The following is a 23,979-nucleotide window of genomic DNA, read 5'->3' as shown; positions in this document are numbered from 1 at the left end:
ACACCGAAACCGTCTTTTCATGGATAACTCCTCCACCTATTCTTAGTGTATCTGAAGTGGAGAAAGTGTCCAACTGGATTAGGGGGCTATATAGTTCTATCGACTTAAAAGGGACGTTCGAGGCTGCTACTGGCATTTAAGTCGATCCTATCGACTTAATCCCAGCCAATGAGCGAGTAATGCCCCAAAGTTCATACACGCAATAACAATACCGTTATTTTCGAATCAAAATGAGAGCTGCCTCTATTGTCACTTCCGACATTCAAGGCAGCTCCTTTTTGTGTATGCTTGTAAGCAGATCATCATACCATCAGCGCACGCAGCGCCTTCGCAAAACCGGCTATGCCCGGGGCGATTTGCTCTAGCTTGGCTCTGGCGAATGTAAATCGAACGTAGCCCGGATCGGAGCCATACACGCTTCCCGGTACAAATACCGTTCCATGCTTGATCGATTCCTCTAACAGCTTGCCCTCAGGGATATTCGGGATCAGCTTGCACCATAGATGCAGGCCTCCTTCCGGCGCCACAAATTCGACTAGACCTGAAAGCTCCTTCTCCAAGGACTCCATGAGCAGATCCCGCTTGAATTGCAGCTGCATCCGAAGATTGTCCAGATGGGGAAGGAGCAACGGCGACTGCAGGAATTGTCCTGCGATTTGCTGCGGAATGATGCTTAGCCCAAAATCCATCTGTTGTCTGGCATCAGCCAGCCGCTCTACAATAGAATGCGGCGCTACCATCCATCCGACTCTGAGGCCTGAAGCGGCGATTTTGGAGAAGGACCCCATATACAGCACCGAACCGACGTTATCCATTGCTTTGAGCGGCAGCGGGGGAGCGGCTTCATAGGACGTCAAGCTGAAGGGATCGTCTTCTACGATAGGGAGCCCTAATTCGCTGGCGATATCTAGCAGACGCTTGCGCCGCTCGCTGCTTAGCACCGTTCCCGTCGGGTTCTGGAAGTTTGGATTGAGGAACACCATCTTAATGCGATGCTTTTTATACAACGCTCGAACATCTTCGGGCATAACGCCATCCTGATCGACCGGCAAGCGGAATAGACGAAGCCCCGCAGACTGAAACATCGGCAGCGAATAACAATACGAAGGATCTTCGATGGCCACGGCATCACCAGGTGACAGCAGGCATTGCGTAATTAAATATAACGATTGCTGGGAACCGGATGTGATAAGAATCGAGGACTCCGTTGTCCGAATTCCGCGGTGCTGCTGTAGATAGTCGACTAAAGCCTCTCTTAACGGAATCGAACCCTGCGGGTTGTCGTAACCCAGATAGGAGGTATATTCATGCTTGCTCATTAATGAAGAGATTTCTTGCGTAGGAGCCAGATCTGCCGACAGCTCGCCGCTCGCAAAATCGATCAGGGATGGATATTGCGCAAGAGCCTCGCGGATTCTCCGCATAAACGGCAAGTTAGGCAGAAAGCTGCCTCCTTCGGCATAGCGGCTCCAATTGGGCGTATGCTTGGGCGTAGCTCCCCATTTGGAGGTGCTCACCCGTGTTCCGCTGCCGGAGCGGCTTTCGATAATGCCCATGGAGCGAAGCTCCGCGAATGCCGAGATGACGGTGCTGCGGTTCACACCCAGTTGCTCAGCGAGCCTTCGCTCGGAGGGGAGCAAGCTCCCTGGAGGGAACTCGCCGTAGGATATTCTTTGCTCCAGATGGTCGGCAATTTGCTCGTACAGCGTCTTTTTGTTATTGCGATCAGGCATCCACATGTTGTAATCCCCTTGAACCATGATGTCCGTGTAGTCAAATGCGACTATTATCGTAACACGGATTCATGAGGATGAACCGGCGATTTTGTCGTTATCATTTAGCATTCTGTGAACATGGATGGTCTATCTTCTTTTGCAACGGATGGTTTCATGGCAGCGCACAATGATTATGATGAGGGGACGACGGATATATTCCGTATGGGCGGAAAGCTTCAAGGCTCAATACCATTTTTTACAGATAAATAAATAAAGGTTGGTTGAAGCTTATGGGTACAAAAACGATCATGTCCGGGTTGATGTCTGCACTGCTGGCATGCACCGGCGGTGCCATCATGATTGTTCAAGCAGCAGCAACGGCGGGACTGACCAAAGCAGAGCTAGTCTCCTGGTTCACCTCGGCTTATGTGATCGGAGGCTTGTTGAATTTATTCTTAACGTTGCGATACAGGATTCCATTCGCTGGGGCTCACTCCATTACAGCGACTGCTTTTTTGGGCACGACGGCTATCGGTTTCACCTTTCCTCAATTGGCGGGCGCATTCGTCATGTCCGGCGTTCTGCTTCTGCTGGCGGGAATCTCCGGCTTATTCGCCAAAGTCATGGACGTGATACCCAAGTCTTTAATTGATGCACTGCTGGCTGGTGTCCTGCTTTCTTATGTCATAGGCATTGTTCCTGCTGCCGTCCAGTTGCCGTATGCCGGATTGCTGGCTGCTGCGGGCTATTTCATCATGCCGAGGGTGTTCAAAAAATGGCCTCCGGTATTATGGTCGATTCTCTTCGGACTGATTGGGCTTAGTCTAGAATTCCGGTTGCCAGCCTTGCCGCATGCAGATTATATCCCGCCACTTCTTGTCATTCCCCAATTCACCATAGAGGGCTTCCTGTCGATTGCTATTCCAATGTCGGTATTGATACTCAGCAATGATCTGGCAGTAGCGCTTGCGGCTCTAAGAAGCAATCAATACAATCCCCCCGTGAATAAGACCCTGATGGCATCCGGGTTTGCCAGTATCTTAGCGGGGTGGTTTGGGGGAAATGCTGCGAATGTCGGGGGATTAATGAGCGCTCTCTGCAGCAGCGCAGAAGCGGGACCCAAGGAAAAAAGATACGGGGCAGCGCTTCTATCCAGCGTGATCGTCATTGTCTTTGGGGCCTTTGCATGGAGAGTCATTGATATGTTGGATGCCTTGCCATCCCCATTTGTCGCCATGTTGACAGGTTTCTCCTTATTAGGATTGTTTCTGCGAGCGCTGAAATCCGCTTTCTCAGACAAGTTCTTGTTGATTCCTGCATGCATCACCTTTGCGATTGCCGCACTTCATCTGGGCATGCTCGGGATCTCCACGCCAGTCTGGGCTTTATTGGCTGGTATGGTCTTCATGAAACTGCTGAAGAAGCGGAACGCCAAAGAATACCTATAATCGTTACGATCATCCCTGCCAAAACCAGCTTATGTCCGTCTTTATGCGGATATAGGCTGGTTTTTTGTTGAGGCTGTTGCAGCAAAAAAGGGGCGGCAGCTTAATGGGCGCTGGATTATTCGGGTCTGCTAATTGTTGCAATTTGTTGAACATGGCTGGTTGTATATTCGCTTGCACCGGCTGGTGACACCTCTCTTGATCTCCACTACAGTTAGGTTGATTTCAAAACCAGGAAAGCATGAAGAAAGGAGCTGAAACTTATGAAATGGTCAAAAGCAAGCAAGCGATTGACCTCCGTATTGATGCCGATCCTGTTGCTCCTGCTCGCAACTGGATGCACGGAGCAAATGGTTGTGCTGAATCCAAAAGGGCCGATTGCAGATCAGCAGCTTGATCTCATCATCATCTCGCTGGTGTTGTGCAGTATCGTCATTATACCGGTACTCATACTGACAGCGGTTATCGTGTGGCGATATCGCGACAAGAAAGGCAGGAAAGCGGCTTATACGCCTCATTGGGAGCACAGTACGAAGCTGGAGGCGATCTGGTGGGGGGTGCCTATTGTCGTCATTCTGATCCTGGCTGTGTTTACAGTGAAAGGCACGTATGCCTTGGAGCCTTCAAAGCCGTTGGAGTCGGAGCAACAGGCTTTGACGGTGCAAGTGACTTCATTGAACTGGAAATGGCTATTCCAATATCCGGAGCAAGGGATTGCGAGCGTGAACGAGCTTAAGGTTCCGGCTGGAGTACCCATCCGCTTCGAGATAACGGCTGATTCGCCGATGAATTCCTTCTGGATTCCACAGCTTGGCGGTCAGATGTACGCGATGTCGGGTATGGCGATGACTTTATATTTGCAGGCGGATGAACAAGGGAAGTACTGGGGCTCCGGCGCCAACTTTACGGGCACTCACTTCGCGGATATGTACTTTGATGTGGAGGCTACCTCGCAGGAGGAATTTGACGAGTGGGTGAACGGGGTCAAGAAGTCTTCCCCTGTATTGACGCTAGAGGGGTATAAGCAATTGGTGGAGCCGGCTACCTCGCAGGTCAAAACATATTCTTCCTTCCCGGAAGGGTTGTTCGAGATGACGGTGACCAAATACGCATCGTCCCACAACCATGGATTGTCATGGGAGGAAGCACAAAAGTTCGAGCTCGCTGAGAGGCCGGCCGGAGATTAATAGGTAAGGGAGAGTTTAAGATGTGGGACAAAGTAAAAGACTTTGCTTCCGATTTTTTTGTAACGGGGGATCCGTTAATCTACGGGGCAGATGTCAGCATTGCGCTGACGCTTATTGCCATCGTATCGGTATTGACCTATTTCAAGAAATGGAAGTGGCTGTGGCGTGAATGGCTGACTACGGTCGATCATAAGAAGATCGGCATTATGTACATCCTGTCCGCCTTTCTGATGTTATTCCGCGGCGGTGTGGATGCGCTCCTGATGCGCGTGCAGCTCGCTGTGCCGCAGCTTGATTTCTTGCTGCCGGATCATTATAACCAGATTTTTACGACGCATGGCGTCATCATGATATTGTTTATGGCGATGCCGTTTATGTTCGGCTTGTTCAACGTTATCGTTCCGCTGCAAATCGGGGCCAGAGACGTTGCGTTCCCGTTCTTGAACGCGCTAAGCTTCTGGTTGTTCTTCGCCGGAGCGATGCTGTTCAATCTCAGCTTTATCATAGGCGGTTCGCCGGATGCGGGCTGGCTTGCTTATCCGCCTTATTCGGAGCTGATGTATAACCCGGGCGTTGGACAAGACTTCTATATTTGGGGGATTCAAATTTCAGGGATCGGCAGTCTGATGACAGGCATCAACTTCATTGTGACGATCTTGAAAATGCGGGCGCCAGGCATGAAGCTGATGAAGATGCCGATGTTCCCATGGTCGGTGCTGTCGAGCTGTATTGCGATTATTTTCTCCTTCCCGATTCTGACCGCGACGCTTGCTCTGTTGTTCCTGGACCGCTACGCCGGCGCGCACTTCTTCACGCTGGATGGCGGCGGGAATCCGATGATGTATATTAATTTGATCTGGATGTGGGGACACCCCGAGGTGTATATCATTGTCCTGCCGGCATTCGGCATCTTCTCCGAGATTGTAGCGACCTTCTCGCGGAAGAAGCTGTTCGGCTACAAGTCTATGGTATACGCGATGATGATCATCAGTATTTTGTCCTTCCTCGTCTGGGCGCATCACTTCTTTACGATGGGCTCCGGGGCGGATGTCAATGCCTTCTTTGCCCTGACGACGATGCTGATCGCAATTCCGACAGGGGTGAAGGTGTTCAACTGGCTATTCACCATGTTCCGCGGCAGAATCACATTCGAGACGCCGATGTTATGGACGATCGGCTTTATCCCTTGTTTTGTGACCGGGGGACTGACAGGCGTGCTGCTATCAGTTGCGCCAGCGGACTTTCAATTTCATAACAGTTATTTCTTAGTGGCTCACTTTCATCATGTTATTATCGGCGGGGTTGTGTTTGGTTACTTTGCTGGTCTTTACTACTGGTGGCCAAAGCTATTCGGATTCAAGCTGAATGAGCGCATCGGCAAATGGGCGTTCTGGTGCTGGAATATCGGCTTCTATCTATGCTTCATGCCGCAATATGTGCTAGGCCTAATGGGCATGACACGCCGAGTCTTCTCTTACGGCTGGGACAAGGGGTGGGGCGACCTCAATCTGGTCTCCACAATCGGCGCTGTCATTATGGGCATTGCCTTCCTCATTCAGGTGTGGCAGATTGCGCATGGGCTGAAGCATCGGAACGCGAATCTGGACACAACGGGCGATCCATGGAACGGAAGAACGCTGGAATGGTCGATTCCATCGCCAGCGCCTTTATATAATTTTGCCACCCTGCCTGAGGTCACTGTACAAGATGATTGGTGGGAGCGGAAGGAGCGGGGCGAGCGGACTGTGCCTGCTGCAAAGAAACTAGAGCCGATTCATATGCCCAAAAATTCGGGTATTCCGATTCTAATGTCAGCTTGCTGGTTTGTTGCCGGATTTGGCTTTGTATTCCACTGGACATGGTTCATCATTGCGGGTCTGGCTGGCGTAGCAGTATGCATGCTTGCCCATTCCTTTAACTATGATACGGACTACTACATTTCTGTTGATGAAATTCAGCGTACGGAAGCGCAAGCGCGGAAAGGCGAGGTGAACGCATAATGTCTCAATCTCACGCACAGGCAGCGGTCCATCCATCCCAGCAGTCTACTGAGCATCATGACCATCCTGATCAGGAGGGGATGCGCACCTTAGGATTCTGGATTTATTTGATGACGGATGTGATCATTTTTGGTACTTTCTTTGCCACGTATATTGTGCTTCGCGGCAATACGAACGGGGGTCCGGGCCCGGCAGAGCTGTTCGAGCTGGGCGGTATTATCGCCAGTACGATTATATTGCTGACGAGCAGCTATACTTGCGGATTGGCGCTACTGGCGATGAATAAAGGGAACAAGCGGGCGTTGATCGGCTGGCTGGGCGTCACGGTCCTGTTAGGCAGCATCTTTATCGGGCTTGAGATTAGCGAATTTACGCATATGGTTCACGAAGGGGCCACAATGGGCAGCAGCGCTTTTTTATCCGCGTTCTATACACTGGTCGGCACACATGGCTTGCACGTTGTAATCGGGCTCGTATGGATGATCGCGGTCATGCTTCAATTAGCCAAAAAAGGAATTACTCCGGTTACCAAGCGCAAGGTGAATGTGATCAGCTTGTTCTGGCATTTCCTTGATGTCGTCTGGATCTTCGTCTTTACGGTCGTTTATTTAATGGGGGTGAGCTAATTGGCACAATCGCATTCGACCCATTCGCCGGAAGAAGCGCATGGCTCGTTCAAATGGTATACGATCGGATTTGTACTCTCCCTTGTGTTGACCTTTATCCCAATCGGGGTCGTACTAAACGGTTGGCTGGAGGGGAAGGCGAGCGCAATCGCGCTCATGATTGCCGCTGTGCTGCAACTGGCGGTGCAGCTGCTGTTCTTCATGCATCTGCGCGAGGAGAAGAAGCCGCGCTACAACCTGATATCGCTCCTCTTCGGGCTCGTCATTCTATTCGTCATTGTCGCGGGATCGATGTGGATCATGATGTACAATATGGTCGCATTATAAGAGGCTTGCGGAATGCAGAGGAGGGACAACGATGAGAAGAGGTTATGGATTCTTCGCGGCGGTGCTGGCGATGTTGCTGCTTCTGTCCGCATGCGGACAGAAAGCGGATAACAGCGTGCTTCAATCGACCATCTCCACGCCAGCAGATGTTGCCGCGGTTGCGATCTACAAGAAGCAATGCATCTCATGCCATGCCCATGATCTCAGCGGACGGGTCGGTCCGGCCCTGCAGATCGTCGGCTCCGCCTATACGGCTGAACAGCTGGCAACCATAATTGGAGAAGGCTCCGGGAGAGGGATGCCGGCTTATGGCAATAGACTCGATCAGGACGAAATCGAAGCTTTGGCGCAATGGCTGGCGAAGATGAAATAGAAAGGCGGGATCACGATGAAGAGGATAGTTTTGACAGGTATCCTAATTCTAGCTATGCTGGCGGCCGCCGGATGCGGCAATGGCAAGCCTAACCAGCTTAATTATACGGTAGAGCCGTTTGCGTTCACCAATCAGGATGAGAAAGAGATTTCCTTAGCGGATCTGAAGGGGAGCGTGTGGGTAGCTAATTTGATCTTCACCTATTGCGAGACTGTGTGCCCCGTGATGTCGGTCAATATGGCCGAGCTGCAGCAACGGTTGAAGTCGGCTAATGTGGATGCACAGCTCGTCTCCTTCTCGGTAGACCCCGAGCATGATGACCCCTCGGCACTCAGAAGCTACTTGGGGAAATTTAATGCGGATTTCTCCAATTGGAGCGCATTGACCGGCTATGAATTTGATGCGATCAAAACCTTTGTATTGCGTTCCTTCAAAGCGCCTATCGCAAAGGACGAAGCATCCGGGCAAGTGATTCACGGCACGTCCTTCTACCTGGTCGATCAATCCGGTACGGTCGTGGCCAAATATGACGGGCTGGAAAATACGCCATACGAGAAGATCATCAAAGATATTAAAGCGCTGCAGCGATAAGGGAGATGGGTAAGAGAACCCTCGCTCAATTCCTAATACAAGAATAACTTTATATTAGCTCCAAGGCTGGCATCGATCGATGATGTCAGCCTTTTTATTCGCTCCGTTAATGGGACAATCCCGATTCTTAAGAGAAGGGAATGGTTGTAATACGGTCGAATGACATAGTTGCAACTCAAAGTATAGTGAGGGGGAAATATGATGATGATTAGCTCAAAACTGAAGATTCCGCTAATGGGCAGATCGTTAGTACACAGGCCCAGGCTGATGCGCAAACTGGATGAGGGACTGCATTTGAAGCTCACGCTTGTTTCCGCGCCAGCCGGCTACGGCAAAACAACGGCGTTAACCCATTGGGTGAAGCAGAGCCAGGCGCTCGCGGCATGGATATCGCTTGATAAGCTGGATAATGACTGGAGCCAATTTTGGAGCTGTATGCTCATCTCCATTCAGGAGAAGATTCCGAGCTTCGGCCATTCCATCGCGTTTCTCCTTGAGAAAGAATCGGCTGAATCGTATGAGATCGCGATGTGGTCATTATGCAATGAAATGATTCTACTAACCCGGGAGTTGGTGATCATCCTGGATGATTTTCATTTCATTGAGCAGCCCGTTATTCATGAAGCGCTGAGATGCCTGCTGGAGCAGCTGCCTGCACATGTTCACCTCTATATCGCGAGCCGTACGGATTGGGCGATTCCAACGGCCCGATTATTGGCTCAAGGTGAGGTTCAACACATTACGATGCAGGATTTGCGATTTGAATTGGATGAAGGCATTGTGTATTTCAGGGATACTGCTGATTTGTCGTTAACGAACGAGCAGGTGTCGGAGCTCTGCCATCAGACAGAGGGGTGGGTAAGCGGGCTGCAGCTAGCGGCGATCAGGCTTAGGCGGAGCGCTAACATCGCCGAATCCATTCGTCAATTCAACGGTCAACAGAAGCATATTGCGGATTACCTGTTAGAAGAGGTGTTCCGGCATCTGACGGCGCCTCTGCGTGAATTTCTGCTGATGACGTCCATCCTGAGCCGAATGAACGCGTCCTTATGCCAAGCTGTAACCGGACAAATGAACAGTCAGGATCATTTGGAGAGACTAGAGCATCTGAAATTGTTTATAATCCCGCTGGATGAGCATCGGAGCTGGTATCGTTATCATCATATGTTTGCTGAATTTCTGCAGCAGATGGCGGCCAGAACAAATCCGGAACAATGGCAGCAAGCTCATGTGCGCGCGGCGAATTGGCTGGAAGATCATGCGCATGATGAGGAAGCGGTGGAGCATTACATGAAAGGAGGAAGCACGGAGGACGCTGTCCGGTTGATCGAAAAAAACCTGTCCGAATTTATCCACACCCAAAGCTCCGTGTTAATGAACTGGATCGCCGCGTTGCCTGCAAGCTCCTACAAGGATAAGCCGATGATCGAAATGTTTTATATTTCCGTTCTGTTGACTGGAGGACAATGGAGTAGTGCTCTTCACAGAGCCGAGCAAGCCCACCTCCGATTTCTAGCCCTTCAGGACAAATGGCCTGAGACGGAATGGAATACGATTATGGGCAACATTTATTTCTTTTGCGGAATTCTCTCTTATTTACAGAGGGACTTGCTTCGAACATCGACTTATTTTGAACGATTAGATCAATATTTTCAGGAGGGGGATAATGGCATCTATTTTCATACGATGGGGCGAACACGGTATCAGGGCGAAGATAAATTCAATGACCTGCTGACGTTAAATCATGATCTTCATGCGATAGAGCCCTTTCTGCGGAAATGGATCAAGGCTTGGGAGGAGAAGGCTTATTTCCCCTTTATCGGCTACCTTTATATCACCTATTGCAAATTACTGTATGAATGGGACCGACTGGAAGAAGCGGAGCTGTACCTCACCCAGGCTATGGGTAGAGAGGACTTGCCGTCCTATGTACAGATATGGGTTCAATTAGTCTGCATGTCTGCGCGGCTTCAACTGGCGTTGGGACATCCCGACGAGGCATCCAAGCAACTGTTGCATTTGAAGTACACCATTGAATCCCCGGATTATGAATGGATTATGTGTAAAATCGAAGCAGAGCAAGCCTATCTCATCCTGCGTCAAGGGGCGTATGGCGTTGCGCTGGAATGGGCAGAGGGATGCGGCTTGGCGCCGACGGATCGGGTATCACTGAATCGAATGTCAGAGTATCTTGTTCTAGCCAGAGTGCTTGCAGTAGGCGGAAGATCAGTGGAAGCCATTGGCCTGTTAGAAACGCTATATCGTATCATCGACAGGGATAACCGTCTGCGAGAGCGCATCCGGGTCATGATTGTTCAGTGTACAACGCTTCATTATTCAGGTCAGACAGAGACTGCTTTGGTCAAATTAGGCACCGTGCTGCAATTGGCCGAATCCGGGGGATATGTTCGCAGCTTTGCGGACGAAGGTACAGTGATGGCTGAGCTGCTGTCTCTATACCTGAAGAGGCAGCAGAACGGCAAGCTGTCTCCGGTCGCAATGGCTTATATCAAACGGCTTCTGCATGCGCTGCATAGCTCCCACGCAGACGAAGCTTGGCTTAAGGGTCTGTTGACCGAGCAAGAAATAAAGGTGCTCCGATTGATCAAGGACGGACTGTTGAATAAGGAAATCGCTCTTAAGCTGAACATTACAACGGAAACGGTAAAGTTTCATTTGAAGAATATGTACCGAAAGCTGGGCGTACATACTCGTGTGCAGGCTGTTCAGCGCGCTAATCAATGGCTTAAACCAGCTAATTCGACAGTAAAGTAACCAAAGTATTCTTTTTAAGATGCGCCACAAACCTACCCCCCTCATTTTTCTGTACAAACCTCCCCGTTCGGGGAGTTCATTCGCGATTGATCATCATTTAAAGTAGAACTTGCAGATATGGAATGGCTTGTCCGCTAACACAGACCAACAACGACCATGTTTTGCGATTAAATTCGGGGTAAAAACAAGGAGGAAAGCTGATGTTAGTCGAACAGCAAGCTGCAAATTCGAATCTGACGCCTGTTGAATTCGTCACCCTGCGCGAGCAGTACCAGCTCGAACTAATCAAGGAGTACTACGATGCTTATTACTGGAGGCCGCGTCTTCAAGCCGATGAGTACCGGATCGGTCATGTGTGCATCAATCAGACGGACAAAATGCCGACTAAAGAAGATTTGAAAGGCTTGTCGGCAGCACCGTTGGTCGTGCGTAATGTGGGCATGAGCGAGGTCTTGCAGGCGCCGAACGGGTGGAAGAGGCTATTCCCGCCGCAAGAAAATGGACCTCTAAAGCAAGGTCAGCTATGCCTCTACCGGCCGCTAGCCAGCGAGCACTTCGTCGCACTAAGCGACGTAGCTGCCATCTTCGATGGGACGAACGAATCGACATTCAACCCGGACCCGCAATTTCGCTGTGTCCATAAGGCGTTGGTGCGGCATTCCGAGCTGATGTCAAGCGAGATTTGGAAGGACAATGAGAGCACCTGGAACATTCAAGGCAGCGGGTTCTTTATGTGGGCATCGACTGAAGATTTCCCCAATGATCTGCTTCCGTATGTCCTGAACTCGGGTTCCATCATGAGCAACCTGCAGCTGGTGGATCTGGTCAGCACGCCATCCCGCGACATGGAGCTGGTTCCACAATATTTGATCCGAAGCAACTTCAACAATGAGTCTGACCAGAAGGTCACCCACACCTTCGAAGCAACACGTTCCCAGAGCAACACGGTCAGCGGTACCTGGCAGAGAACGAATGCTACACAGGTCGGGTTGAAATTCGGGTTGGATGTTGAAATTGTCTTAAAATTAAAAGCGGGACTCATCGCTGAAATGGAGCAGTCTACGAAATATTCCTTCGAAAACTCCGTGGTCAATACAGAAACCCACTCCGTAGGCGGCGGCACGACAGAGCTGCAGTCGACGACCTTCAGACAGCTTTGCACAGTAGATGTTCCGCCTCGAGGAAATGTAGAGGTGAGCGCGGTCATCTACAAGGCGAAGTATGATGTCACATACACGGGCAAACTCCGATTGAACTCCAATGCTCCCGGAGCAGAGCCGATCGAAATCATCGTTTCGGGCACCTTCGCTCATCAGATCGATACGGAAGAGACCTGGTGGGAAGTGACGAATGGCGAGTTTATTGAGAAGAAAACATTGGCGGTATAACAAACAAGGTCAACGCATGAGCGGCTAGAATTCAATGGACTATTCGGGATATGCCTTATCGAAAACAGCTCCCATTAAGCCTATAGGGCGGGGGCTGTTTGGTCATTTGAATTCATGTTTAATGAAAGCAATTGAAAAGAAATCTAGCCATGAACTTCATGCTATAATAAGAGGCGTAGACGAGCACTCTACGAATGCCACTTAGGAGGTTATGAAATGGGAGCAGATAGTCCGGTAACGATAACAGTGGAAGCAATCGTTCCTTCTCCAGTCGATCGCGTATGGAGCTATTGGACGGAGCCGGAGCATATTAAGCAGTGGAATAAGGCTTCGGACGACTGGCATACACCCTACGCTGAGAATGACCTGAGAGCCGGCGGTACATTTGTATCCAGAATGGAAGCAAAAGACGGCAGCTTCGGATTTGATTTTGGCGGCGTATACGATGAGGTGAACGTTAACGAGAGTATCTCCTATACGATTGGCGATGGCAGACAAGTGAAGATTGCGTTTATTCGCGAAGGAAACGACACCAAAATCATTGAAACCTTCGAAGCGGAAGCGACCAATTCCGTAGAGATGCAGCAAGCCGGGTGGCAGGCGATTTTAGACAATTTCAAAACATATGTGGAAACGGCTGAACAAAAGTAAGATCCAGTTGCAGCCTATAGAGCGCATGCCGACCATGGCATGCGCTTTATTTGTTGTTCGAATGATCGTCTAGGGAGCTTGGTCCTCATGCTTTCAGACGTAGCTTCCCCGAGCGAATGTATCCCTGCTGGGCAAGCAGCCACTTTAGCGGAGCAGGGGATGGCTCAGTGCATAAGAATCGAATCAGCGGCGTCAATTGATCAAAGATTAGTCCGGCATCCGGAATATAACCGGCACGGAATTGTTCTACGATTCTCAAATACGAATCACTGTCCAGATTGGAGCTTGCAAGGATACCGCCCTTTGCGCCGCAGCTGAGCGATGCATAAAACAATGCATCTTCGCCGCAAAGCACCGATTTCTCCGAAGATCGGGCCAGCTTAAATAATCTCCGGATATCTCCGGTACTAGTCTTAATTCCGATAATCTGATCATACTCCAACAAGGATAATACCTGTTCAATCGCTATTGGCCGTTCTCCAGGTACAGGAAGATCATGCAAAATAACCGGTAGCCCGGCTGTTGTCAATTCTTCCAGAAGTGGTGTGAACGTCTTCTGAAGACTGGAGTGAAGACTGGATAACGGTACTAATGCACCTTCAGCACCGAGTTCTTTTAGAATCCCTATACGCTTATCCGTGGTCGATGCTTTGCTGTAGCCAATACCTGCAATGACGGGAATGTCTCGGGATGCGTCACGCGCAATTCTGATTAAGGCCTCCAGCTCATGATCAGTCAACGAAGAAGCTTCTCCTGTAACGCCATTTAAGACAAGCCCCTGAATGCCGCTTCCGACTAGCCGATCCAGAAGCTTCTCATAGGACAACCAATCCAATTTGCCTTGCTCATCAAAAGGTGTGACGACAGGAACGAATAAGCCACGCAAGCTATGCGTCGTTAACATGGGGCGTCCTCCTCGCGGGAAGTGTTTGGGGATAGTCCATTTGAGGGATATCGTAGCATGAGGAGCTTTGGTTGTAACCAGCCATTGGCCTGGCTGTTGGGACAGACCGGTTCATGACGGAATGCAAAGGAACATAGCAGCTTCGAATGCAGTAATAACTTTCTGTCTGCAGCAATGGTATTTATTTGCAACTAAAGGGCGTTATACTGCGTTCATGTAATAATGGTATGGCAGATGCAGCTTTAGTGCGGGAGAAGGGTGCGTGTAGATGAATGCTTGTACATAGGTATAAAAGACCGATTCAAATAGGCTTAATTGTGTTATTGCTTGGAGCCATTATCATTTTGATTGGATCAATTTATGAATACACCCGAAAACATCCGGTCGATGAGACGATTGAAGGTGTGAATTATCAGCTCGGAGCTGAAAACAGCGGCAATGTGCAAGCTGAGACTGTACGCATAAAGGGCCATTGGTCCAGAAGCTTGAAAGGAATTCGCACCTTTAAAGGGACGTTTGAGTTCGCGAACCGAGATATTCCGGTGCCGGAGGAGAGTAGGGAAGTAATTGTGCGTTTTTCTAAAGAAGGATATGGTCCAGTGGTGTACCAGTACCTTGACGATACGAATAAGTGGGAAGTCAGAACAAAATTTTTTAACGATGGTATCATGTTTGCTAATTCAGATTTTAGTTCGGTCGTTTTTATGATCCCGAGTGAAGATAAAGTCGAATCTGAAAGTATTTCGAACGGGAGGTATTGGAGCGGAGAAAATGGTCTTATGTTTGCAGGTCCTGCAACTACCAGAGAGCAAGCATTAGCGATCTCCAACGCGTTAACGGAGAAGCATTTTACAAGACACGGATTTGTAAATAAGCGATTTATTTTAGAATAATGAATCATTTAAGCCGGGATAGTTTTCCTATAGCCGTCCTTCACCGCCCCCAAATGCTAATATGGAGTGATGACAGGGGGTATAATCATGCAATTAAGTACACAGCGATTAAGCATAGGCAAGTTTCGCACAGAGGACTGGTCTGCCGTTCTTGAATATACATCTGACCGTCAAGTGATGGAATATATGCCGGAAGGAGTATTTCAAGAAAAGGAAGCAAAAGCTTTTGTGCTTCAAAACATGGCGGAGACAGCGGAGAAATTTGCCGTTCGATTACTTGATGGGGATAAGTTAATCGGTCATATGGTTTTTCATAAATGGTATGGCGAGAATACGTACGAGATCGGCTGGGTGTTCCATCCGAGATACCATAATCAAGGGTTTGCGACTGAGGCTGCCCAAGAAGTGCTCAAGTTCGCATTTGAGCAATTGAACGCTCATCGCGTCATTGCGACATGCCAGCCGGAGAATATTCCATCATATCGCATTATGGAGAAGATCGGGATGAAAAGAGAAGCACATTTTAGAAAGTGCATCCCTGCCCATTACAAGAAGGGCACAGGATGGTGGGATGGGTATTTTTACGCTATTTTAGAGGAAGAGTGGAAGATAGGGTTATGATTTTGCAATGATTCCATGGCAGGCGGTCAAGTAGACCGGCTGCCTTTTTGATTATGGTTTGAGAATAGTTTAATAGTGTGAAATAATGTTTGTGAGTTGAATTTTGACAGGAACTTGATCGTAATAGATATATAAATACAGTTTAAATAGTAAGATCCATAAAGAGAATAACTATTGTAAATAGAGAGGAGTGATATTTATGAAAGATGATAACAGACAAATCGCCGTCGTGACTGGAGCCAGCGGGGGGATGGGCAGAGAGACGGCTGCGCTGCTTGCCGCGAAGCATGGAATGAAGGTCTTTCTCATGGGTCGGAACCGCGAGAAGGGATTGGAAGCTGTCCGATACGTGAACGACCATAGTGGACGAAATGACGCCCAATTCGTGCTTTGCGATCTGGCTTCAATGGCTAGTATTAAGACGGCTGCCGAGGAGTTATCCGCTGCCTGCGAGAGGATTGATGTGCTCGTCAACAATGCAGGTGTTGTAACCATTGGAAGAGAAGAAACGGCGGATGGCTTCGAGCGTCAGCTAGGCGTGAACCATCTAGGCCACTTCGTTCTGACGGGACAACTGCTTCCATTGCTTGCGAAAAGCGAGGCAGGACGGATTGTCGTTGTTTCTTCAGGCGCGCACAAAATCGGACAAATGAATTATGATGATCCTCATTTGCTAAAGCGATATACAGTATGGGGCGCCTACGGACGCTCCAAGGTGGCGAATATTTGGTTTACCAAGGAGCTTGCTCGACGCTTGAAGGGAACGAGGATTACGGTCAATGCTCTTCATCCTGGAGCAGTTTCTACGGATATTGGCGTCAACCGGAGCACCGGCTTCGGTACGTTGGTGCATCGCATGCTGCGGCCATTTTTTTTGACACCTGAGCAAGGCTCTGCCACTGCGATATACCTAGCGACTTCGCCCGATGTTCAAGGGGTAAGCGGCGGGTACTACTATAAGCAAAAGCTGGCACCGGTCACCGCACGCGCAAGTGATGCCGAAGAGGCTAGCCGCTTCTGGAGCTGGAGCGAGAAAGTGACAGGCTTTCATTGGCCGGAGGTTTAAGCAGCGAATAGGCAGAGACAGCAGCATTTTATGAAAAGGAAGTGACCACATTGCTAAGCGCCAACAATCAAGTGAAACTGCATAAAATAGTTCAGGAGCATGGCTTTGAACATGCACTAGACTATTTGAAGAAGACGGTACGTCAAGGTATCCGCTTGTCTAAGCAAGAACTGGAGAGTTACGAGCAGGTTGGCAACTCCCGCATTGGCGGCGATCCCGATCTGCCTGCAGATATGGAATGGCCGATAGATGAAGACGGGACGCCTATGACTTTTTTGGCCCAATTGCGGCTGTCCGAGATAGCGGTTCACGATGAGTCGTCGCTTCTGCCGAAGGACGGGATGTTGTTGTTTTTCGTCGGAATAGACGAACCTGCCTATCATATTGAACATAAAGTATTGTTCTTGACAGAGGAACAGCTCCACAGTGCAACACACAGGCTATCGCCGGAGGATACGACGCTGGAAGACGATTTCACCGGATATCAAGTAATGGGGAGGGCGTCGATTGAGCCTCCGAATTATGGCTATTCGGATAGTGAACAGCTGGAGGATGACGAGCATGATTACGATCAATATGAAGAGCTGACCTTTGATCTGACCGATAATAACTCAGGTGATCTGGCAGTTATGTTTGGCTATCCTGCGACACAGCATGGAGATTGCGAATATGAAGCGGCGCTGGCGCTGCTTACGGGCGAAGAATATAACTATTCTGAGTCAAAAGCGTTGGAGCGAATAACGGTACATATGAACGGGGACCAGACAAAAGCGGAGCAAGAAGTCCGCGATACCCTGCTTCTACTTGCACTGGACTCAGATCGAGATGTAGGATTTTGCTGGTGGGATGCGGGGGAGCTTCAATTCTACATCCGTAAGGAAGATTTGCTTGCCGGGAATTTCACCCGTACTTATTGTTCCCTATACTCCAGCTAACATAGCAGCAGCGACAGTCCTCAAAAGAAGACTGTCGCTTTTTTATGCTTATTTCGTCGATAGTTTAACCCCTTTTTCGTCTGTCGCCCAATCCATGCGAAACCAGAATGTCTCGACAATGAGACGAATAACAATTGTTCAGAACATGTTTCTCAGACAGCGAGTTTCTCAGAAGAGAAACACTGAGTAATTGTAGGCTGAACAAGCATTCTATATAATAGTATATATGCTAGATTATTACTTTAGAGGTGAGTTGAAAATGAATACGATAAAATCACGACTTCCACTCATCATTGTGATCTCCATATTGATAGTTATACTAACTGCCATTCGTGTATGGCTAAACAATAAGCCTGGTCATGAAGTGCTTATCCTGTGGGGCCATATGGAGGTTGTCCTCACTCGTACGCTTTTTATGGCTCTATATAGCATTATTTTCACTTTTCTTATCCTTCTTTTCGTTAAGAAACGAATACTAATCGTTATTTTACTTTGTATTCCACTCCTTGTTACAGGCCTCACTTATATTTTTTACAAAGACACATTCCCCGTATATATTCATGAGTTGAACACCAGCTCAACCGTAGATGAACATTTTCTTGCTATCATACACTTTCAAAGACCCACGATGTGGAAGGATCAACTTGTTTTTTATGAAAAGGTTGCTCCCAATAGGTATGTTGCGACAGAAAAGTATCCATTCAAGATTGGTCACCAGGTAGCACAAATGCTCAAAAACAATCGATATCAAATAGAATACAACCCCCTACATATCGTGTTTAATGACAACTCCACCTATCAAATAAAAAAATCAAATGGTCCATCTTGAACAGTCTCTTATAACAAAATCTTGTGATCCAGTTTCATAGACTGGAAGCGACAGTATTCTTGGTATGATGCTAGTGAAATGACAAAAATTTGTAACTTAGGGTATGGTTGTTGCGTTATAGGATAGAGAAGTAGACGGAATTGAATACATACTTAAGGAGTGAGAAATTGAGAGGGTTAGTAATGTTGTTCGCAATCTTGATGCTTGGCGGGTGTGTAAGCCCTGGTGAAGAGAAGCCGGAGCAAACGGTAATGATTGACAATCCCGATCTTGTTATTATCGGTTCTGAAATTGAAGGGGCGTATCTGGCTCGAGCTGCCAAGGATGAGGGGTTATCCGTCGTTATCTTGGACCCTAGAGAGAAGGCTGGCGGTCAGCTGCTGCAAGGTCAGATGCTATATTTGGACGAGCCAACGGATGGTTCGAACAAGACGCTGCTGCAGGGCAAGGTTGAGCAATTATTTGTGGAGCTTAAGAATGGGAATATCCGTAAACTAGAGGATTTTGAGGCTTATTATAATCAATTGCTGTCAGGCATACATATTGAATCCGGAATTGAAATCCTATCGATTGAATCTGATAAAGGCGAGAGCGACAAACAAGATTTGACGAAATTGATTTACAAAAATCAAGCTGGCGAAGAGAAAACGGTTGAAGCCAAGTATTGGGTGGAAAACACGGATTTTGCCTACTTGTCCAGCCAATTGTCGCAGGATCGAATTGCAGGCGTAGAATCGATCTTCGATCTGGAAGAAAAGGCTTATATGGCTTCTTCCATTATGATGAAGTTCAAAGGGGTCGACTGGGAAACCTTCCAAAAATCCGTGATGGGATTGGATCAGGCTGCGAGGGAAGGACGATATGGCGGTACGACCCATGTCACGAATATCTTTACATGGGGATTTGGCAAGGTAGGCAGCAGCTACACTCCGACCCGGGAAGATATTTTCTTGCGCGGACTAAACATATTGAATCAAAAAGACGGTGATGCGTTAATTAACGCATTACTGATCTATGATGTCGATCCATCCGACCCGCAGCGGGTTGAGGAAGCTGTCGCGCTTGGGAAAGCGGAGATAGATCGCGTACTGGCCCACTTGCAGAAGGAATTGCCCGGATGGGAGCAAGCGCGGGTAAACGGTTATCCGGACTATCTGTACATTCGTGATTATGACCGCTATGTAACGGATTATGTGCTTACCGCAACGGATATGTTCTCGGGCAAGATGTTCTGGGACAATGTGAGTATTGGCGGGTACTCGCTGGATATCCAAGGCGTGAAAGAAGAGCGATGGGGAAGAGCGCTTGGAAAGCCGGATAAATACGGAATGCCGCTGCGATCATTTATTCTAAAAGATTATTCGAATGTCATTGTCGCTGGCAAAAATGTAGGGGCATCCGCACCGGCTTATGGCAGTGCGCGTATTCAGCCGAATACTTCGCTTGCGGGTGAAGTCATCGGTATCATTCTGGGCCAGATTAATGGGAAAACTGGGCTGGTTGATCTTACGGAAGAAGACATGAACGAACTGCACGCTTACATCAAGAAGAAATACAAAATTGAGCTGACGAGTGAAAACGGAGCAAATAAGATTGCCGATTACTCAGAGGAAGAGCTTAGGCGGATTGATAACGGGCACTTGGATGTTAAGAAGTAGCAAGTTACACACTTCATAACATGATCTCAAAAGTCGCAACATTATTTCACCTGCTGCGTTTAGAACAGTAGCAATGATTAACCATTATGGATGGAGCAGGTGAACATGATCAAACAACCAACAATAAAGCTTCTTCTGGCAGCGACGCTTGCGTTTGGCGGGGCCTTGACTGCCTTGCCTTCGTCATTTGTACATGCAGAATCAATTGCGGATACGAAGATTAACGACGCTTCCGAAGCGATTGAGCGTGCTCATTCATTAAATCTCATTCCCCAAGAAGCACGAGTAACAGCCAAGCAAGATGGCGATAAGTGGGACGTCATTTTCCAAAAGGATGAAAAGGACGAAGGCGGCAGTCCGTTCCATACAGGTCAAGTTATTATGTATGCAAAGGACGGGCGTGTTGCGAAATATGCAGTAAGCCAAAGATCGAGCTTCAGAGGCGAACCCGGCGATGATCCCGATGATGAAAGCAAAATGAAATATTCGATCGATGAAGTAAAACAAATCGCCATGGATTTCATGAAACAGCAGGACTGGAAGCTGGAAGACAGCTGGGTATTCAATCCTTATCCGCTCGCGGAAAACACTACGAAATTCCAGTCCAAGCGATTCCATCAGGTTCGCTTTGACCGCTCTCATCATGGTGTTCGTGATGCGTGGGATGGTGCAAGCGTTGCGGTAGACCGACGAACTGGTCAAATTAATTCCTATTATGCAGATTGGGAAGAACGTGTCTACACGCCGGATAAAGCAAGCGAGGCAACGCCAATCAGTCAGAATGAAGCAGGCAAGCGTTTCTACGAAGCCATTGAGCCTTTTCTCTTATGGCAAGGCATTAAGGACCCGGAGCAGCCGCAGCTCGTGTATGCGCTCCACCAGCAATACATCATGGCTATGGACGGCACGTTTCCAAAGGAGTATCAATGGGAGAATCCTCCCTTTGAAGAGAAAATAAAGCCCGGTTATTCCAGTTGGACCGCAAAAAAACGGCTGCTCAGCATGTATGACCTTAACCTGGAATATATAGATGGCAAGCTTGCTTACCGGCTTAGACTTAAACCGGAAATTACGTATTTCATGGACGGCTGGCATCCGACTATAGACGCCCACTCAGGGAAATGGCTCAATTTCTTGAACGAACCGATTAAGACAACATTTCCTCCCGCAGGAGATTGGCTGGTTCATGCCGCGCCGGTAAATAAAATCGGTTACGATGCCGCAATTGTATGGAATAATGAGCTGCTATGGATGGATAACGAACCATTTATCCAAAAGAGTCATACCCTTGTCCCATTCCGCGATCTGCTGGAGAAGCTGGGCGCCAAGATCAAGTGGGATTCCGAAGCGAGGAAAGTAACTGCCAGCAAAGACGGTGTCACGATTGAACTCCTTGTAGATTCAGATACGGCCTACATCAACGGCAAAGCCATTAAGCTGGAGGAGCCTGCCCGGTTAAAAAAGGGACGCACCTATATTCCAGCTCGTATCGTACTGGAGACATTCGGGACAAAGGTTGGCTGGGAGCGGGATTCCAGATTCATTCTGGTCACCACCGAAGAGTCGCTGCCGCCATTATCCTCGGCTGAGCTGAAGCGCTATCGCTTCCAAGCGCAGCTTAACTGGGAGAACAAGGGTGTCTAGAGGTGAAAATGAATAAAGGTAAAAGCGATTTCCTTAGGGAAATCGTTTTTAATTCACATCATTAATGGATGCAATGAAGAGGGGAATATAAGGCGGAAATCTGAAAGTTTGCTCGAATTTTGACTAGTTTTGCATGTGACAGGCTTCGACAGAAACATTTTCCTCGGTCAGATCGTTAAAGAGATATTCGCTGGCTTCGGTTCCAGCAAAAACCTATAGGAGGACTGTAATTATGAGGAAAATCGCTCTTGCAATGCTTGCGCTAACCTTACTGCTTGGACTGGCAATTCCGATCGCGGGAGCGTCGTCGCTCACGACGGAAGAGAAGTTCCAAGTGCTTAAGCAGAAAGGCATTATGACGGGGTTTGAGGACGGATCATCCCGTCTCTACGAATCCATGTCACGTGAACAATTCGCTACCGTACTCTACAAGCTGCTTGAATTGCCCCAATCAAGTTCAACGCCAAGTTTTGTGGATGTGCTGAAGACACGCTGGTCCTACGCTGCAATTCAAGCGGTACGCGGCGCTAATCTGATGGTCGGCAAAGGGGATAACAAATTCGCGCCGACGGCTCCGGTGAAGGTCGAGGAGCTGGCCGCCATCCTGCTGAAAGTAAATAATACCCCATCAAATTCGAATATTTCGTTTACGGGCAAGGTATCCGCCTGGGCTAAGGGTGCGGTAGGAACCTCACTTAGCAAAGGCTGGATTGAACCTCGGAACGACTACACCGTCAACGCGACGCGCGCTGTGCTTGTAGATGCGGTCTATGCCGTCTATTCCGGCTGGGATACCGCGCTTGATGTGAGATCGGTAGAGGCTGTAGACATCCAGTTGGTACGTGTCAACTTGAAGACGAGGATCGATTCGGTGGATACCAGCAGATTCTCGCTGCGTGATGATCGCGGCAACAATGTGACGATCGCATACGCAACAGTGGCAAGTGACGGTTATTCTGTGCTGCTTACGACTAATTATCAGGCTGAAAACCGCACTCATTATCTCACTATCGATGGCAGATCATGGACGTTTACTTCAACGAAGTCAGATTCGACGAAACCGACCATTACTGGCTTTGAGCGGTTAGGGGCTCGCGTCTATGTGCTGACATTCTCCGAACAAGTTGACTCGGGAACAGCAACGAATACGAATAACTATTCATTCTCCGGCGGATTGAGAGTTACATCGCTGCAGCTGTCATCAGATAAGAGACAGGTGACACTGACCACCTCAAGCCAAACGAACAATACCAAGTATTCGCTGACCGTTAAGAATATCAAGGATCTCGCCGGCAATGTGATGAATACACGCTCAGACTTGTCAATTGTCGGCAATGATGATTCGATCAAGCCGACTGTAGTTGATTCGGAATTCAGAGTCAATACGGACGCATCCTTGACCATTAAATTCAGCGAGCCGGTGAAGAGAGAGGTTGCTGTACAGACGGGACGTTACAGTATTAGCGGCTTGTCGATTGTATCCGCAAGCCTGGACACCGAGGGACGCACCGTTACCCTTCGGACCTCTGCCCAAAAGGACAAAACTGTATACAGCCTGACTGTATCGGGCATTCCTGATCTTGCAGGCAATGTGATGGATACGAAGACGGGGCTTCTCTTTGGAGGCATCTCCAATCCTGTACTGCCGGTGAAGCTTCAAAGCATAGCGGCAATTAGCGAAAATACGATCGAGATCTCGTTCGACAGAGATATTAGCGACGCGGACGTGAATGCTCTAGGCGCTGCAATTCTGAAAGATAATGGCAGCAACATCAACAATAACGGATGGAGCAAATATGCGGTACGTAAAGCCGGGACGAATCGTGTGGTGACCGTCCAATTCCGTACCGGAAATGATCCGAATCCGAACCTGTTCCAAGCGGGCCATGTCTATACGGCACGGGTAACAGGCGTTACCTCGCTTCAAACACAAGAGACTGCGAACGAAACCACGTTCGCGGGAACGGTGACTGCCAATGATCTTCCTTACGCAAAACAAGTCATTGTGCTGAACCGCTCGACTATCAAAGTCATATTCAGCGAGCCGGTGAAAAATGTGAGCGCACAATCCTTCACGCTGAAGGAGCGCGATGGTGATGCCGTTGCTATCTCAGGCGATGATTTGAACAACACGAATGCGATCGTCACCGAAGTGACGCTGAAGCTGTCCAAAGACTTGACGGCGGGCAAGGTGTACGAACTCGGGTTCAAACCAGGCATTACTGACGCGGCAGGCTTCAACGGATGGAAAACGAAAAACGGCAACGAGGATATCAATATTTTGTTCACTGGGGTATAAAAAGGACTTCGAAAGTGCATGGAAACGCGCAAAAAGCAGCCATCTTAGACGA

General features: G+C 48.7%; 19 protein-coding genes. 17 read left to right on the top strand and 2 right to left on the bottom strand.

Annotated features, from left to right (window positions below; genetic code table 11):
* Positions 1-302: 302 nt before the first annotated feature.
* Positions 303-1,739, bottom strand: coding sequence for a MocR-like pyridoxine biosynthesis transcription factor PdxR (pdxR, locus tag ACFVSO_RS25545; RefSeq protein ID WP_387479419.1), 1,437 nt, complete (start codon positions 1,737-1,739; stop codon positions 303-305).
* A 266-nt stretch (positions 1,740-2,005) separates the two neighbouring features.
* Here pdxR and ACFVSO_RS25540 point away from each other — a divergent pair, with 266 nt between their 5' ends.
* The 10 genes from ACFVSO_RS25540 (at position 2,006) to ACFVSO_RS25495 (ending at position 13,078) form a co-directional block, all read left to right on the top strand.
* Positions 2,006-3,163, top strand: a complete 1,158-nt coding sequence (locus ACFVSO_RS25540) for a benzoate/H(+) symporter BenE family transporter (RefSeq protein ID WP_387479416.1) — start codon at positions 2,006-2,008, stop codon at positions 3,161-3,163.
* Positions 3,164-3,423: 260 nt separating this feature from the next.
* Positions 3,424-4,347, top strand: coding sequence for a ubiquinol oxidase subunit II (gene cyoA / locus ACFVSO_RS25535; protein ID WP_387479413.1), 924 nt, complete (start codon positions 3,424-3,426; stop codon positions 4,345-4,347).
* A 20-nt stretch (positions 4,348-4,367) separates the two neighbouring features.
* Complete coding sequence (locus tag ACFVSO_RS25530; RefSeq protein WP_387479410.1) at positions 4,368-6,347, top strand: cbb3-type cytochrome c oxidase subunit I; 1,980 nt, start codon at positions 4,368-4,370, stop codon at positions 6,345-6,347.
* Positions 6,347-6,973, top strand: a complete 627-nt coding sequence (cyoC, locus tag ACFVSO_RS25525) for a cytochrome o ubiquinol oxidase subunit III (protein WP_387479406.1) — start codon at positions 6,347-6,349, stop codon at positions 6,971-6,973. Before ACFVSO_RS25530 ends, cyoC begins: the two co-directional genes overlap by 1 nt.
* A complete protein-coding gene (cyoD, locus tag ACFVSO_RS25520) occupies positions 6,974-7,300 on the top strand; it encodes a cytochrome o ubiquinol oxidase subunit IV (RefSeq protein ID WP_387479403.1) in 327 nt (108 codons plus the stop codon).
* Positions 7,301-7,331: 31 nt separating this feature from the next.
* Entirely contained in the window at positions 7,332-7,673 is a 342-nt protein-coding gene (locus ACFVSO_RS25515; protein ID WP_387479401.1) for a c-type cytochrome, read from the top strand.
* A 15-nt stretch (positions 7,674-7,688) separates the two neighbouring features.
* Complete coding sequence (locus ACFVSO_RS25510; protein WP_387479398.1) at positions 7,689-8,264, top strand: SCO family protein; 576 nt, start codon at positions 7,689-7,691, stop codon at positions 8,262-8,264.
* Positions 8,265-8,462: 198 nt separating this feature from the next.
* Entirely contained in the window at positions 8,463-11,039 is a 2,577-nt protein-coding gene (locus ACFVSO_RS25505; protein ID WP_387479395.1) for a winged helix-turn-helix domain-containing protein, read from the top strand.
* 200 nt (positions 11,040-11,239) lie between these two features.
* Positions 11,240-12,427, top strand: a complete 1,188-nt coding sequence (locus ACFVSO_RS25500; protein ID WP_387479392.1) for an ETX/MTX2 family pore-forming toxin — start codon at positions 11,240-11,242, stop codon at positions 12,425-12,427.
* Positions 12,428-12,643: 216 nt separating this feature from the next.
* A complete protein-coding gene (locus tag ACFVSO_RS25495; RefSeq protein WP_387479389.1) occupies positions 12,644-13,078 on the top strand; it encodes an SRPBCC family protein in 435 nt (144 codons plus the stop codon).
* 85 nt (positions 13,079-13,163) lie between these two features.
* Here the strand turns inward: ACFVSO_RS25495 and ACFVSO_RS25490 are convergent, their stop codons facing one another.
* Positions 13,164-13,982, bottom strand: a complete 819-nt coding sequence (locus tag ACFVSO_RS25490; RefSeq protein ID WP_387479386.1) for a dihydrodipicolinate synthase family protein — start codon at positions 13,980-13,982, stop codon at positions 13,164-13,166.
* 344 nt (positions 13,983-14,326) lie between these two features.
* On the opposite strand from ACFVSO_RS25490, the gene ACFVSO_RS25485 reads away from it, so the two are divergent.
* The 7 genes from ACFVSO_RS25485 (at position 14,327) to ACFVSO_RS25455 (ending at position 23,927) form a co-directional block, all read left to right on the top strand.
* Entirely contained in the window at positions 14,327-14,875 is a 549-nt protein-coding gene (locus ACFVSO_RS25485; protein WP_387479383.1) for a hypothetical protein, read from the top strand.
* 87 nt (positions 14,876-14,962) lie between these two features.
* A complete protein-coding gene (locus ACFVSO_RS25480) occupies positions 14,963-15,496 on the top strand; it encodes a GNAT family N-acetyltransferase (protein WP_387479380.1) in 534 nt (177 codons plus the stop codon).
* 199 nt (positions 15,497-15,695) lie between these two features.
* A complete protein-coding gene (locus ACFVSO_RS25475; protein WP_387479376.1) occupies positions 15,696-16,562 on the top strand; it encodes an SDR family oxidoreductase in 867 nt (288 codons plus the stop codon).
* A 50-nt stretch (positions 16,563-16,612) separates the two neighbouring features.
* A complete protein-coding gene (locus tag ACFVSO_RS25470) occupies positions 16,613-17,497 on the top strand; it encodes a YwqG family protein (protein ID WP_387479373.1) in 885 nt (294 codons plus the stop codon).
* A gap of 1,011 nt (positions 17,498-18,508) precedes the next feature.
* Positions 18,509-19,984, top strand: coding sequence for an FAD-dependent oxidoreductase (locus ACFVSO_RS25465; RefSeq protein WP_387479370.1), 1,476 nt, complete (start codon positions 18,509-18,511; stop codon positions 19,982-19,984).
* Positions 19,985-20,089: 105 nt separating this feature from the next.
* Entirely contained in the window at positions 20,090-21,628 is a 1,539-nt protein-coding gene (locus ACFVSO_RS25460) for a stalk domain-containing protein (RefSeq protein WP_387479367.1), read from the top strand.
* Positions 21,629-21,860: 232 nt separating this feature from the next.
* Complete coding sequence (locus ACFVSO_RS25455) at positions 21,861-23,927, top strand: Ig-like domain-containing protein (RefSeq protein ID WP_387479364.1); 2,067 nt, start codon at positions 21,861-21,863, stop codon at positions 23,925-23,927.
* The last annotated feature ends 52 nt before the right edge of the window (positions 23,928-23,979 follow it).

The sequence above is a fragment of the Paenibacillus sp. NPDC057967 genome (genome assembly GCF_042887015.1).
GTDB lineage: Bacteria > Bacillota > Bacilli > Paenibacillales > Paenibacillaceae > Pristimantibacillus.
This window is presented reverse-complemented; position numbering and strand designations above follow the sequence as displayed.